A 12,849-nucleotide genomic window follows, 5' to 3' on the forward strand; every position below is an offset into this window, starting at 1 on the left:
GAATGGGCGTCTCACCGGCGCCCTCGCGATCGGCGGGCCAGGAGGAGTGCCCCGCCGACGGCGAGGAGGAGGACGGCGGTGGCGGCGAGGGCGGCACGGGGGGTGGGGATGCCCGTCCGGGCGAGTTCGTCGGCGAACGGGAGGTCGTCGCGGCCCCGCCCGGGCGGGGCGGTTCCGGGGCCGCCGGTATTGGTGCCGGTGCCGGTGCCGGTACTGCTACCGGTGCTCGTGGGGGTGCTGGTGCCGGGCTCGGTCGGTGTGTCGTGCCGGACGTGGAAGCGGTAGTCGTTGGACTGGCCGATCCAGTCGCCGTCGTCGTCGTGCCGCTGGACGACGGCCGCGTTCGCGGTGACCTCGTCGGCCACGGCGTCCGAGGTCAGCGCGAGCCGGACCTTGACGGTGACGGTCCGGCGGGGGCCAACGGTGAAGCCCGGGAAGCCGTCGTCGAAGGCGCCGACGAGCTCCGCCTCGTCGGTGGCCCGGAAGCGGACCGGGTGGTGGCGCGAGCCGTCGTAGAACTCCAGGCGGGTCTGGGAGGGCTTCAGTGTCCGGTCGTCGTCGACGAGTACGACCACCGGGTGCACGGACGCGCAGGTCCGGGTGGTGGTGTTGGTGAGGTCCAGGTACCAGGTGCCGTATCCGCCGCCGGCCTCATAGGTGTCGGGGGCGTCGTGGATACGGGTGGTGAGGGGGAAGTCCGGGCCGCTCGCGCAACTGGCGACGGCGGAGGCGGGAGACGCCGTGGGCAGGAGGGCGGCTGCTGCAAGGCAGAGGGACAGGGGCGTGCACAGTCGCATAAGCACATGAGCATGCCGGTGGGGTGCGGGCGAGGGCGGCCGCCGCTCCGGACGGCCGGGCAAGTCCCCCCGATCGGCGCACGCCGGTGAGTGAGCCGTCGGTCCGGCCGGCCGGCGCACGCCGGTACGTCAGCCGTCGGTGCGCCCGAACACGGGTCCCAGGACCAGCTGCGCGGCCCCTTCGGCGACCCCGTCGGAGGCGACCCGCACGGGTACCGCCTCCTCGCCCGCGCGCCGGGCGCGTTCGTCCAGTACGGCGGCCACGCCCCGTGCGAACTCCTCGGGCGCGGCGGCGACGGTACGGCCGCCGAGCAGGACGAGGTCGACGTCGAGCAGGGCGACCAGGTTCCCGGCGCCGACGCCGAGCACCCGCGCGGCCCCGGCCAGGTCGCCGCGTGCGACGGCGTCGAGGCACAGCGCCTCCACGCAGCCCCGGTTTCCGCAGCCGCACGGCGGCCCGTCGAGCTGCACCACCTGGTGCCCGAACTCCCCCGCTCCGGTACGGGCACCGCGGTGCACGGTCCCGCCTATGACGAGCCCCGCCCCGAGCCCGGTACCGAGGTGCAGGTAGGCGAAGGACCCGGCCTCGCCCGCCACCGCCAGCCCCAGCGCCGCCGCGTTGGTGTCCTTGTCCACGACGACCGGCACGCCGAGCCGCCGCTCGAGCGCGTCCCGCAACGCAAAGCCGTCCCACTCGGGGAACCCGGTGACGCGGTGCAGTACGCCGCGGGCGTGATCGAGTGGCCCGGGCAGAGCGATCCCCGTTCCGAGCCCGCCCCCCGTCAGCCCCTTCACCTCCCGTGCCACGGCCTCCACCACCGCGTCCGCGCTCACCCCCAGATCCACCGCGGTCCGCCGCTCCGCCACCACGGCTCCCGTCAGATCGACCCGGACCGCGCGCAGTTCGTCGCGGTCCAGGTGGACGCCGACCGCGTGTCCCGCCTCCGGCACCAGCCGCAGTACCGTCCGCGGCTTGCCGCCGGTGGAGGCCCGGCGGCCCGCCTCCGTGGCGAGTCCGTCGGCCCGCAGCCGGGCGGTGATCTTGCTGACGGCCTGCGGGGTCAGGGCGGTGCGCTCGGCGAGCTCCAGCCGGCTGATGCCGTCCGGGCCGGCAGTGCGCAGCAGGTCGAGGACGAGTGCGGTGTTGTGGCTGCGCAGGGCGAGAAGGTTCACACCCTCGATTGTCCTCGGCGCTTGCACTTTGGCAACAGCGTTGCGAAAGTGGACGGCATGACTGGTACCACTGCCTCTCCCCGCCGCGTCGGCCTCGTCGGCTACGGGCTGGCGGGCTCCGTGTTCCACGCCCCGCTCATCGCGGCCACCGAGGGCCTCGCCCTCGACACGGTGGTCACCTCGAATCCGCAGCGGCAGGAGCAGGCCCGCGCCGAACATCCCGGGGTGCGGGTGGCCGCCACCCCGGACGAGCTGTTCGCACGCGCCGCCGAGCTGGACCTGATCGTCGTCGCCTCCCCGAACCGCACGCACGTCCCGCTCGCCACCACCGCCCTCAAGGCCGGTCTCCCGGTCGTCGTGGACAAGCCGGTCGCCGGCACCGCCGCCGAGGCGCGCGAACTCGCCGACCTCGCTGAGGAGCGCGGGCTGCTGCTCTCCGTCTTCCAGAACCGGCGCTGGGACAACGACTTCCTCACCCTCCAGCGACTGCTCGCCGAGGGCGAGTTGGGCGACGTATGGCGCTTCGAGTCGCGGTTCGAGCGATGGCGGCCGCAGCCGAAGGGCGGCTGGCGCGAGTCCGGCGACCCGGCAGAGATCGGAGGTCTCCTCTACGACCTCGGCAGCCACGTCGTCGACCAGGCGCTGACCCTCTTCGGCCCGGCCACGCAGGTCTACGCCGAGTCGGACGTCCGCCGCCCCGGTGCCGAGGCCGACGACGACACCTTCATCGCCCTCACGCACGCGAGCGGCGTCCGCTCCCACCTGTACGTCTCCGCGACGGCCGCCCAACTCGGCCCGCGCTTCCGGGTGCTGGGTTCGAAGGCGGGCTATGTGAAGTACGGGCTCGACCCGCAGGAGGCGGCGCTGCGGGAGGGCGAGCGCCCGGGCCGGGACTGGGGACGGGAGCCCGAGTCGGCGTGGGGCACGATCGGCGCCGGGGAGTCTCCGGCGAGCGGCGGCGGCACGCCCGTACCGACCCTTCCCGGTGACTATCCCGCGTACTATGCGGCCGTGACCAGGGCCCTCGACGACGACGGCGCCAACCCGGTGACCGCCGTCGAGGCGGCCGCGGCCCTCGATGTGATCGAGGCGGCCCGCCGTTCGGCCCGCGCCGGAGTGGCGGTGGAGCTGTGACGCACAACACCGAGCTGACCCCGAAGTTCCACCCGGAGATCACCCCGTCCCTGGAGGAGCTCCAGGCGCAGCAACGGCGCCTGGTCTTCCGCCGGTTCACGCACGAGGACGCGTGGGCCCTGGGCTCGCTGCTCGTGGAGCTGGCCCGGGAGCGCCAGGCCCCCGTCGCCATCGACATCCACCGGGCCGGCCAGCAGCTCTTCCACGCGGCGCTGCCCGGCTCGACCCCCGACAACGACGCCTGGATCGCCCGCAAGCGCCGGGTCGTCGAGCGTTACGGCGAGGCGTCGTACCTGGTGGGCGCCCGTTTCCGGGCCAAGGGCACGACGTTCGAGGACTCCTCCCGCCTCGACCCCGACCGGTACGCGGCCCACGGCGGCTCGTTCCCGATCACCGTCGAGGGCGTCGGAGTGATCGGCGCGGTGACGGTGAGCGGGCTGCCGCAGTTGCAGGACCACCGGTTCGTGGTGGAGGCGCTGGAGGAGTTCCTGCGCGAGGACTGAATCCGCTGGGGGTGCGGAGAACCGCGCGACCGGCCGCCGAACGGCCCGAGGCCGACAAGCCGTCGCAGTTCTCCCGCACCTCCCGCATCTCCCGGTTCTCCCGGTTCTCCCGGTTCTCCCGGCGGAGTGTTTACGCGTCCTTCAGTTCCTGGCGCTGCCTGCCCAGGCCCTCGATCTCGAGCTCGACGACGTCGCCCGCCCGCAGGAAGGGCTTGGGCTCGGGCTGCCCGAGCGCGACGCCCGCCGGTGTCCCGGTGTTGATGACGTCACCGGGGTACAGGGTCATGAACTGGCTGACGTAGCGCACGACTTCGCCGACGGGGAAGATCTGCTCGGCCGTCGTGCCGTCCTGCTTCAGCTCCCCGTTGACCCACAGCCTGAGCGACAGGTTCTGCGGGTCGGCGACCTCGTCCGCCGTCACCAGCCAGGGGCCCAGCGGATTGAACGTCTCGCAGTTCTTGCCCTTGTCCCAGGTGCCGCCCCGCTCGATCTGGAACTCCCGCTCGGACACGTCGTGGGCGACCGCGTACCCGGCGACATGTCCGAGCGCGGCCTCGGCCGACTCCACGTAGCGCGCCGTCCGCCCGATGACGACGGCCAGTTCGACCTCCCAGTCGGTCTTCACCGACCCGCGCGGCACGAGCACCGTGTCGTTCGGTCCGACCACCGTGTCCGCGGCCTTGAAGAAGATCACGGGCTCGGTGGGCGGCTCGGCCCCGGTCTCCCGGGCGTGGTCGTGGTAGTTCAGGCCGATGCACACGATCTTGCCGATCCGGGCGACCGGCGGCCCGGTCCGCAGCCCGGCCGGGTCCAGGGCGGGCAGCTCACCGGACTCGGCGGCGGCGCGGACGCGGCCGAGCGCCGCGTCGTCGGCGAGCAGCGCGCCGTCGATGTCGTCGACGATGCCGGACAGGTCCCGCAGGACACCCTCGGCGTCCAGCAGCGCGGGCTTCTCCGCTCCGGCCGTACCGACTCGCAGCAGCTTCATGGTCACTCTCTCCCTCGATCGCGGGCGGTCGTCCGAGGGGTGCAGCCATCGGATGACTGGCCGATCGTCCAAGGTCGGCGTCCACTCCGCAATACCCGGTTCACGGACTGGACCGCTCGCCCGGCCGGCTCAGGAGTGGAGCACGGCCCGCTCGACGGCGCTCCAGGTCGTGCTGGTCACCACGTACAGGGCGGCGGCCAGCGGCACCACGGCGACGGTGAAGAGCGTGAAGAAGGACATGAACGGCATCACCTTGTTCATCGCGCCGAGCCCCGGCACCTGCTGCCCGCCGTCCGCCGGCGCGAGCTGGACGGCCGCAGCCATGGTCCGCCTGGTGCGCCGGTAGTTGAAGGCGGCGACGGCCGCGACGAGCGCGAACAGTCCGAGGTACACGAGCCCGGCCCCACCCAGCAGGCCGCCGCCCAGCGCGTCGGTGAACCGGCCGCCCAGCGGCGCGGCGAACAGCTGGTGGTCCAGCAGGGCGTTGGCCCTGCCGCCGATGCTCGTGCTGGAGAACAGGCGGTAGAGCAGGAAGAACGCGGGCAGTTGCAGCAGCCCGGGCAGACATCCGGACAGCGGCGACACCTTCTCCTCGGCGTGCAGCTCCAACACCGCCTGCTGGAGTTTCCGCGGATCCTTTGCGTGCTTCCGGCGCAGTTCGGCGATCTTCGGCTGCAGTGCGGTGCGTGCCTTCTGCCCGCGGGCGGCGGCCCGGGACAGGGGGTGGACGAGGAGTCGTACGAGCGCGGTGAACAGGACGATCGCGGCCGCGGCCGCGGTGGCGCCGAACAGTGGCTGGAGCAGGTCGGCGAGGTCTTCGACGAGCTGGGCGAAGACGGTGAAGACGGACATGGGTGAGCCCTCCGAGGGTCATGCCGGAATGGAGTCGTGCGGAAACGGCATGACGACCGCGCGAGGGCCGGTGAGAGGTGTGGGTGCCCTACGCGACGATCGCCGGAAGGGCGGACCCCGGGGCCCGGGGACGGGTGCGGCCGCGGGCGTCGGGGTCGCGTTGCGGCAGGAAGGCGGTGCGGCGGGCGCGGTCCCGGATCGCCGTGCGCACCCGCGTGGGCGGTACGGCCGGGGCGCAGCGCGCGGCGACCAGGGCGCAGGCGGCGAGCGCGGAGCCGGCCGCGGCGGTGGCGGCGAGCGCGACGGTGGCGGCGAGGGTGCCGGTGTCGAGCAGGGCGATCTGCAGGAGCAGCAGGACGAGCACGGCGAGGGGACGCGCGCCGACCCGGTCGCGGATCACGGCTCCCCCTCGCTCTTGCGTACGGCTGTCTTCCCTGCCGTCGGTTATACCTGACCGGTCTCGATGGGCTCCAGGAGCCTCTTCGGTGCGAGCAGGGCCCGGCTGACGGGGTCCGCCGGGTCCGGGCTCAGTCCGGGCCCCGGCTCCATGATGACGTCCGCGACCGGTACGACGGTTCCGCAGGCGGGGCATTCGCCGTACGCGCCGAGCTCGGTGCCGCAGTCGGCGTGCCGGAAGACGCGCAGTTGCTCCTCGGCGAAGTGCTCGCGGCCCCAGCGGGCGAGGGAGCGCAGGGTCGGCCACAGGGCGATGCCGCGCTCGGTGATCACGTACTCGTCGCGCGGCGGCGACTGCTGGTAGCGGCGCTTCTCCAGGATTCCCTCCGCCGTCAGCGTGTGCAGTCGGGCGGCGAGGACCGCGCGGGGGATGCCGAGGTGGACGAGGAAGTCGTTGTAGCGCCGGACGCCGTACAGCGCGTCGCGGACGACGAGCAGGGTCCAGCGCTCGCCGATGATCTCCAGCGCGCGGGCGATGGAGCACTCCTGTGTCGCGTAGTCCTTGCCCAGTGCCATGGCGCCCACTGTAACCATTTACCCGCCATAGGTTCAATGAACGAACCTTGAATGCTACGGTTCACGGCATGGCTAGGTTCAATGAACGAACTCTCACTCGGGTCGACGCGTCCACCGGGCCGCGCGCCAAGGCACCGGAGCCCCCTGCGGAGGCACCCCCGCACCCGCGGGCCACGCTCGCCCTGACCAGCGCGGCGACGGCCGTGACCCTGATGACGTACACCGCGCCGATGGTCACGCTCCCCGACACCGCGGCCGCCCTGCACACCTCGCTCTCCGCCCAGGCCTGGCTCCTCAACGGCACCCCGCTGGGCCTGGCCGCCCTCCTGCTGGTGGCCGGCAGCCTCGCCGACGACTACGGCCGGCGCAGGATCTTCCTGCTGGGCACCCTCACCCTCGGCCTCACCACGGCCCTCGGCGCGCTGTCCTCCTCCACCTGGCAGTTCACGCTGGCCCGCATCGCCCAGGGCGCGGCGAGCGCCGCCATCCTGGCGAGCAGCCTGGGCCTGCTGGTGCACGCCTTCCCCAGCCCGCGCGGCCGGCTGCACGCGACCGGCGTGTGGGGCGCCTTCGTCAGCGGCGGCATAGCGGTCGGTCCGCTGATGGCGGGTGCGCTCCCCGGCTGGCGGGTGGCCTACGCCGTACTGGGCGCGGCGACCCTGGCGGTGGCCGCGGCGAGCGTGCGCCCCCTGTCGGAGTCGCGCTCCCCGAGAGGCGGACGACCGGACATCACGGGCGCCCTCACCTTCGGGCTGGCGCTGGTCTCCCTGGTCGCCGCCCTCACACTGGGGCGCGACGGCTGGCTGCGCCCGCAGGTGGGCGCGCTGCTGCTGGCGGCGATCGTCCTGGTGGGCGTCTTCGCCTGGCTGGAGCGCCGTACGACGACCCCCATGATCGACCTCTCCCTGCTCCGCCACCCCCGCTTCCTGGCCTCCTCCGTGAGCGGGCTGTTCACGGGCCTCGCGGTGATCGGCCTGTTCAGCTTCGTGCCGGCGCTGCTCCAGCAGGTGCTCGGGCTGTCCGCACTGGACACGGCCTGGCTGCTGCTGCTCTGGTCGGGCCTGTCCTTCGGGGTGGCCCTGCAGGCCAAGCGCCTGGCGGGCCGGGTCTCCACCCGGTGGCAACTGGCGGTCGGCTTCGCCCTCCACGCGGCCGGCGTCCTGACCATGCTGGGCGCCATCGGCTCGGGCTCCTGGCACCGCCTGCTGCCCGGCCTGATCGTGGGCGGCATCGGCAGCGGCCTGCTGAACGCCGCCCTGCCCCTGCTGGCGGTGGAGTCCGTGCCGGCGGCCCGCGCCGCCATGGGGTCCGGCGCCCAGCAGACCTTCCGCTACATCGGCTCCTGCGCCGGCGTCGCCCTGACCATCGCGCTCGTCACGTCATCGGGCGGCGGCCCGGGCCACGGCGCCGACATCGCGATGATCGTGTCGGCGGTACTGGCACTGGTGGCGGCGGTGGCCGTGGTGGCGCTGCGGGAGCGGGCGTGAGGGGGAAGCCGGCGATCGGGTGGCCGCTTCACCGCGGGCGCATGGAGACGAGCCTGCCCCACACCACCAGGCGGTAGCGGGACGTGAACTCCGGTGTGCAGGTGGTCAGGGTGATGTAGTAACCCGGCTCGCGGTACCCGTACCCGGGCCTGACGAGGGAGCGCGGGATCGCCCGTACGACCCCCGAGTCACGGGCCGAGGTCTGCGGCAGCGTCCGGTCGACGGCGTACGTGTACGTCGCGCCGCTCGTCTCCACCTCCACCAGGTCCTTCGGCCGCAGCCGGTTGATGTACCGGAAGGGCTCACCGTGGGTGTTGCGGTGCCCCGCGACGGCGAAGTTGCCGGCCTGGCCCGGCTGTTGGGTGCCGATGTAGTGACCGACGTAGCCCTTGTTCAGTACGTTCTGCTTGCTGACGCCCTCGGCCACCGGGACGCGCAGTCCGAGGCGGGGGATGACGAGGACGGCGTAGGCCTGGGACCGGACGGGGCGTGAGGGCCGGGCGGTACCGGTCCGACCCCGGACACGGACGCCGGCCTCCTCGTGAGTCGGCGGGGCCGAGGCGGCCGTACCGGAGCCCTCCTGGTCACCGCCACCGCCACCGGCACCCCACTCCCGCTCCAGCGCCTGCACCCTGTGCTCGGCGCCGCGCCTGGCCTCCCGGTTGGTCCACCACAGCTGATGCACGACCAGCAGCAGAAGCACCAGGCCCGCGGTGACGAGGAGCTCGCCACCGGTCCACAGCGCACGGCGCCGCCGGAGCGACCGCCGCAGGCCGCTGTGCTGCACGACGGGAACCCGCATCCGCACGCCTCGCCTCCCGGCCCGGCAACCAGCCGCCCGCACGATAGGCGCAGAGTCGTGAACCCACCAGCGGCAGGCGCCGTTCGACCCTTCGTACACAGGTTTTAGAAAGTGCTGTCGCAACCCTCGACAACCCCACGCGGCACACCCGATGCTTCGTCGTGGCATGCACGGGACACGCCACCCCGCCGGGTCGCGCGCCAGCTCAGGGACCGGCCCCGACAACCCGTCGAACGAAGCGGAGCAGAAGCCATGATCCGACGCAGAACCCTGCTGACAGCGGCCGGCGGCGCCGTCCTGGGCAGCGCCCTCGCCACCGGCACCGCACGCGCCGACGCCACGATCGCCGTCTCCCCCGGCACCTCCTACGGCACCTGGGAGGGCTGGGGCACCTCCCTGGCCTGGTGGGCCAACGTCTTCGGCGCCCGGGACGACTTCGCCGACATCTTCTTCACCACCAAGTCCACGACGTACAACGGCACTTCGCTCCCCGGCCTCGGCCTGAACATCGCCCGCTACAACCTGGGCGCGTGCAGCTGGAACACCGTGAGCGGCGCGAGCATGGTCGCCTCCGCCAACATCCCCTCCTTCAAGCAGATCGAGGGCTACTGGCAGGACTGGAACAACGAGGACCCCACCTCCTCGGCCTGGAAGTGGACGGCGGACGCCACCCAGCGCGCCATGCTGACGAAGGCGGTGGCCCGCGGCGCGACCACCGAGCTCTTCGCCAACTCCCCCATGTGGTGGATGTGTCTGAACCACAACCCCTCCGGCGCCTCCGACGGCGGCAACAACCTCCAGTCCTGGAACTACCGCCAGCACGCCTCCCACCTCGCCGCGGTCGCCCTCTACGCCAAGAACAACTGGGGCGTGAACTTCGCGACGGTCGATGCCTTCAACGAGCCCTCCTCGTCCTGGTGGACGGCCACCGGCACCCAGGAGGGCTGCCACATGGACGCGACGGTCCAGTCGGCCGTACTGCCGTACCTGCGTAGCGAGTTGGACAAGCGCGGCCTGACGGGCACCAAGATCTCCGCGTCCGACGAAACGAGCTACGACCTGGCCCGCACCACCTGGAACTCCTTCTCCTCCACCACCAAGGGGTACGTCAACCGCGTCAACGTCCACGGCTACCAGGGCTCCGGCGGCCGCCGCGACCTGCTCTACACCGACGTCGTCACAACGGCGGGCAAGGCCCTGTGGAACTCGGAGACCGGCGACAACGACGGCACCGGCTACACCCTCGCCTTCAACCTCCTCTACGACTTCCGCTGGCTGCACCCGACCGCCTGGGTCTACTGGCAGGTCATGGACCCCTCCACCAACTGGGCGATGATCGCGTACGACGCGAGCACGCTGCAGGCGGGCGCGGTGCAGACGAAGTACTACACAATGGCCCAGTTCAGCCGTCACATCCGCCCCGGAATGAAGATCCTCGACACGGGCGTGAGCAACGCCGTGGCCGCCTACGACTCCTCCGCCAGGCGCCTGGTGATCGTGGCCCTGAACACCTCCACGTCCGCGCAGACGTTCACCTTCGACCTCTCCAAGTTCACGACGGTGACCGGCGGTTCGGGCGGCCTGGTGCCGCGCTGGAACACGGTGACGACGGGCGGCGACCTCTACAGGTCGTACTCGGACACCTACCTGAACGGGAAGTCGGTGGCGGTGTCGGTGGCGGGCAAGGCGGTGCAGACCCTGCAGGTCGACGGAGTGACGATCTGACGCGGGAGGACTCCGACGCGCCGGCGCCGGTGCGGGAGGGTGCGTGGGGGCGGACCGGGACACCGACCGCCCGTATGCCGGCCGGTCTTCTCGCCCTGGCGCTCGGCGGTTTCGGCATCGGCCTGACCGAGTTCGTGATCGCCGGACTGCTGCCGCAGGTGGCCCGCGACTTCGGCGTCTCCGAGGCTGCGGCGGGCCGGCTGATCTCCGGATACGCCCTGACCGTCGCGGTCGGCGCCATCGCGGTCACGGCCGCGACGGGGAGACTGCCCCGCAAACCGGTCCTGACCGGCCTGGTGGCCCTGTTCGTCGTCGGAAACCTGCTCTCGGCGCTCGCGCCCGACTACTCGGTGATGCTCCTGGGCCGCGTGGTCGCCGCCCTCTGCCACGGCACCTTCTTCGGCCTCGGCTCGCTGGTGGCGCGCCGAATGGTCGCCCCGGAACGGGCGTCGAGGGCGGTGGCGGTGATGTTCGCGGGCCTGACGGTGGCGAACGTACTGGGCGTCCCCTTCGGCGCCCTGATCGGCGACCGCTGGGGCTGGCGGGCGACGTTCTGGGCGATCACGGGGGTCGGGGTCGTGGCGGCGACGGCGATCGCGGTACTGGTACCGAGGTGGGCGGGCAGACAGGAGCCGGGCGAGGACGGGCTCACTGCCCTGCCGGCCCAGCTTCGCTCCCTTCGCTCCCGCCAGGTATGGCTGACCCTGACCGCCACGGCCCTCGGCTACGGCGGGATGTTCGGCGCCTTCAGCTACATCGCGTACACCTTCACCGAGGTCACGGGCTTCTCGGACACGGACGTGGCCTGGCTCCTGGTGGTCTACGGCAGCGGACTGGTCGTGGGCAACATCGCGGGGGGCCGGGCGGCGGACCGCAACCGCGACCGCGCCCTGCTGGTGTCCCTGGCCGCGCTCACGGCGACCCTCCTGGCGCTCGGCCTGCTGGCCGGCAGCCCGGTGGCGGCCGTACTCCTCACCTTCCTCCTGGGCGTGTCCGGCTTCGCCCCCGTCCCGGGCCTGATCACCCGCGTCACCGACGCGGCCCACGGAGTCCCGCTCGCGGCCGGCGCCAACGTCTCGGCGTCGAACGTGGGCAACGCGCTCGGCGCATGGCTGGGCGGCGCGGCGATCAGCGCGGGCCTGGGCTACACGGCACCGCTGTACGTGGGCGCGGGCCTCGTGCTGGCCGGCCTGCTGACGATGGCCCGGGCGGCACGCGAGCCCGTACCTCGCCGCCGTTGAGCCGTCCCTTGACCAGCACGGACCTCTTCACCGTCACCGATGGGCAGTACGGTTTCCCTCATGCGCCCCGACACGCCTGCCGAGAACGTCGACCACACCGCCGAAGCGGCCCGCCTGGAGCGAACCGCCGGCCTGTATCCCGAGGACGCCGAGGCCCTGCTCCTCCAGGCCGCGGCCCACCTGGAGCTGTCCGGCGACCGCCCCGCCGCGACCACCCTCTACGACCGCCTGCTCTCCTCCGCGGACGGCCTGGAGAACCCCTATCTGGTACGGGCCCTGAAGGCCTCCAACCTCTGGGAGTACGGCCACGAGGCCGAGGCCCGGGCGATCATCACCGGCATCCGTGTGGCAGCACCCCGCGACCCGGCGCCCTGGGTGATCGTGGCGGAGTCGCTGGAGGCGCACGACGAGCTGGAGGCGGCCCACGAGACGTTCTCGGAGGGCGCGCGGCTGCTGCTGACGGACGTGGCGGAGCCCCCGTACTCGACGCACCCGCTGCTGTTCGGCCGTCACCGGGTGCGCCGCATGCTGGGCGCGGCGCACGACGACTGGGACGTCCTGGCCGACACCCTGTCCTCGTCACCGGTCCCCCTGGACGAACTGCACGACCCCAAGCGGGTGTGGTCCCTGGGCTCGGACAACCCGGCGGAACTGGAGGCGGAGATCTCCCGCCTGCGCGCGGAGCTCGGCACCTACCGCGAGGCCCTGTCCCGCCCCTTCCCGGTGGCGGTCCTGCACTGGCCGGAGAGTGAACTGAGGGAGCTGGTGGGCGCCTATCCCACCCTCGCCGAGGAGTACCCCTCCCACGAGACCCACCTCGCGACCATAGAGGCCTCCCTGCGCGAACTGGCGGCCAGCGGCACCCCGAACCTCGGCATCGTCACGGGCACCGTGCCGTCGTACGAGGCCTTCGCCGCCTCGGAAGCCACCTCCCCGTCGGACACGGACCTGCTCCCGCAGTACGCGACGACACTGGCCGCGCGCGGGCGGGCGGTGGAGTGGCCGCCGCAGCGGGGGGCGGAGTGCTGGTGCGGGTCGGGGCGGGGTTATGAGGGGTGTCACGGGGCGTAGTTCCTGGCAGTACGGCTCCCGAGTCGGCCTTGGCGGTCCCGCTCCCTGATGGGGCTCTTGCCGTACTTGGCCGACTCGCCCCCTGTCCGAAACGATCATCTTTC

At 72.6% G+C, this 12,849-nt stretch carries 13 protein-coding genes; 6 read left to right on the top strand and 7 right to left on the bottom strand.

All coding sequences use genetic code 11. The features are described from left to right. Positions 1–11 precede the first annotated feature (11 nt). Positions 12–797: a hypothetical protein gene (locus tag FBY22_RS36350; protein WP_142152209.1), complete on the bottom strand. Its 786-nt coding sequence runs from the start codon at positions 795–797 to the stop codon at positions 12–14. 129 nt (positions 798–926) lie between these two features. Continuing rightward, a complete protein-coding gene (locus FBY22_RS36355) occupies positions 927–1,997 on the bottom strand; it encodes an ROK family transcriptional regulator (protein WP_260845282.1) in 1,071 nt (356 codons plus the stop codon). 30 nt (positions 1,998–2,027) lie between these two features. On the opposite strand from FBY22_RS36355, the gene FBY22_RS36360 reads away from it, so the two are divergent. Beyond that, a complete protein-coding gene (locus FBY22_RS36360) occupies positions 2,028–3,104 on the top strand; it encodes a Gfo/Idh/MocA family oxidoreductase (RefSeq protein WP_142152211.1) in 1,077 nt (358 codons plus the stop codon). Beyond that, on the top strand, positions 3,101–3,607 hold the full coding sequence (locus FBY22_RS36365; RefSeq protein WP_142152212.1) for a heme-degrading domain-containing protein: 507 nt from the start codon (positions 3,101–3,103) through the stop codon (positions 3,605–3,607). Before FBY22_RS36360 ends, FBY22_RS36365 begins: the two co-directional genes overlap by 4 nt. A gap of 130 nt (positions 3,608–3,737) precedes the next feature. Here the strand turns inward: FBY22_RS36365 and FBY22_RS36370 are convergent, their stop codons facing one another. The 4 genes from FBY22_RS36370 to FBY22_RS36385 all read right to left on the bottom strand — a co-directional run bounded on the left by FBY22_RS36370 (position 3,738) and on the right by FBY22_RS36385 (position 6,419). Continuing rightward, a complete protein-coding gene (locus FBY22_RS36370) occupies positions 3,738–4,595 on the bottom strand; it encodes a fumarylacetoacetate hydrolase family protein (RefSeq protein ID WP_142152213.1) in 858 nt (285 codons plus the stop codon). Positions 4,596–4,724: 129 nt separating this feature from the next. After that, a complete protein-coding gene (locus FBY22_RS36375; protein ID WP_142152214.1) occupies positions 4,725–5,447 on the bottom strand; it encodes a YidC/Oxa1 family membrane protein insertase in 723 nt (240 codons plus the stop codon). Positions 5,448–5,535: 88 nt separating this feature from the next. Then, entirely contained in the window at positions 5,536–5,847 is a 312-nt protein-coding gene (locus FBY22_RS36380; protein ID WP_142152215.1) for a DUF6412 domain-containing protein, read from the bottom strand. 44 nt (positions 5,848–5,891) lie between these two features. Further along, on the bottom strand, positions 5,892–6,419 hold the full coding sequence (locus FBY22_RS36385; protein WP_142152216.1) for a helix-turn-helix domain-containing protein: 528 nt from the start codon (positions 6,417–6,419) through the stop codon (positions 5,892–5,894). A 68-nt stretch (positions 6,420–6,487) separates the two neighbouring features. Here FBY22_RS36385 and FBY22_RS36390 point away from each other — a divergent pair, with 68 nt between their 5' ends. After that, positions 6,488–7,906: an MFS transporter gene (locus tag FBY22_RS36390; RefSeq protein ID WP_142152217.1), complete on the top strand. Its 1,419-nt coding sequence runs from the start codon at positions 6,488–6,490 to the stop codon at positions 7,904–7,906. Between the two features lie 28 nt (positions 7,907–7,934). Here the strand turns inward: FBY22_RS36390 and FBY22_RS36395 are convergent, their stop codons facing one another. After that, positions 7,935–8,708, bottom strand: coding sequence for a class E sortase (locus tag FBY22_RS36395; RefSeq protein WP_142152218.1), 774 nt, complete (start codon positions 8,706–8,708; stop codon positions 7,935–7,937). A 252-nt stretch (positions 8,709–8,960) separates the two neighbouring features. On the opposite strand from FBY22_RS36395, the gene FBY22_RS36400 reads away from it, so the two are divergent. The 3 genes from FBY22_RS36400 to FBY22_RS36410 all read left to right on the top strand — a co-directional run bounded on the left by FBY22_RS36400 (position 8,961) and on the right by FBY22_RS36410 (position 12,745). Further along, entirely contained in the window at positions 8,961–10,433 is a 1,473-nt protein-coding gene (locus FBY22_RS36400) for a beta-1,6-galactanase (RefSeq protein ID WP_142152219.1), read from the top strand. A 74-nt stretch (positions 10,434–10,507) separates the two neighbouring features. Beyond that, on the top strand, positions 10,508–11,674 hold the full coding sequence (locus FBY22_RS36405) for an MFS transporter (RefSeq protein ID WP_142152220.1): 1,167 nt from the start codon (positions 10,508–10,510) through the stop codon (positions 11,672–11,674). A 60-nt stretch (positions 11,675–11,734) separates the two neighbouring features. After that, entirely contained in the window at positions 11,735–12,745 is a 1,011-nt protein-coding gene (locus FBY22_RS36410; RefSeq protein ID WP_142152221.1) for a YecA family protein, read from the top strand. Positions 12,746–12,849: the final 104 nt, after the last annotated feature.

Source organism: Streptomyces sp. SLBN-31 (assembly GCF_006715395.1).
In the GTDB taxonomy this organism is placed as follows: domain Bacteria; phylum Actinomycetota; class Actinomycetes; order Streptomycetales; family Streptomycetaceae; genus Streptomyces.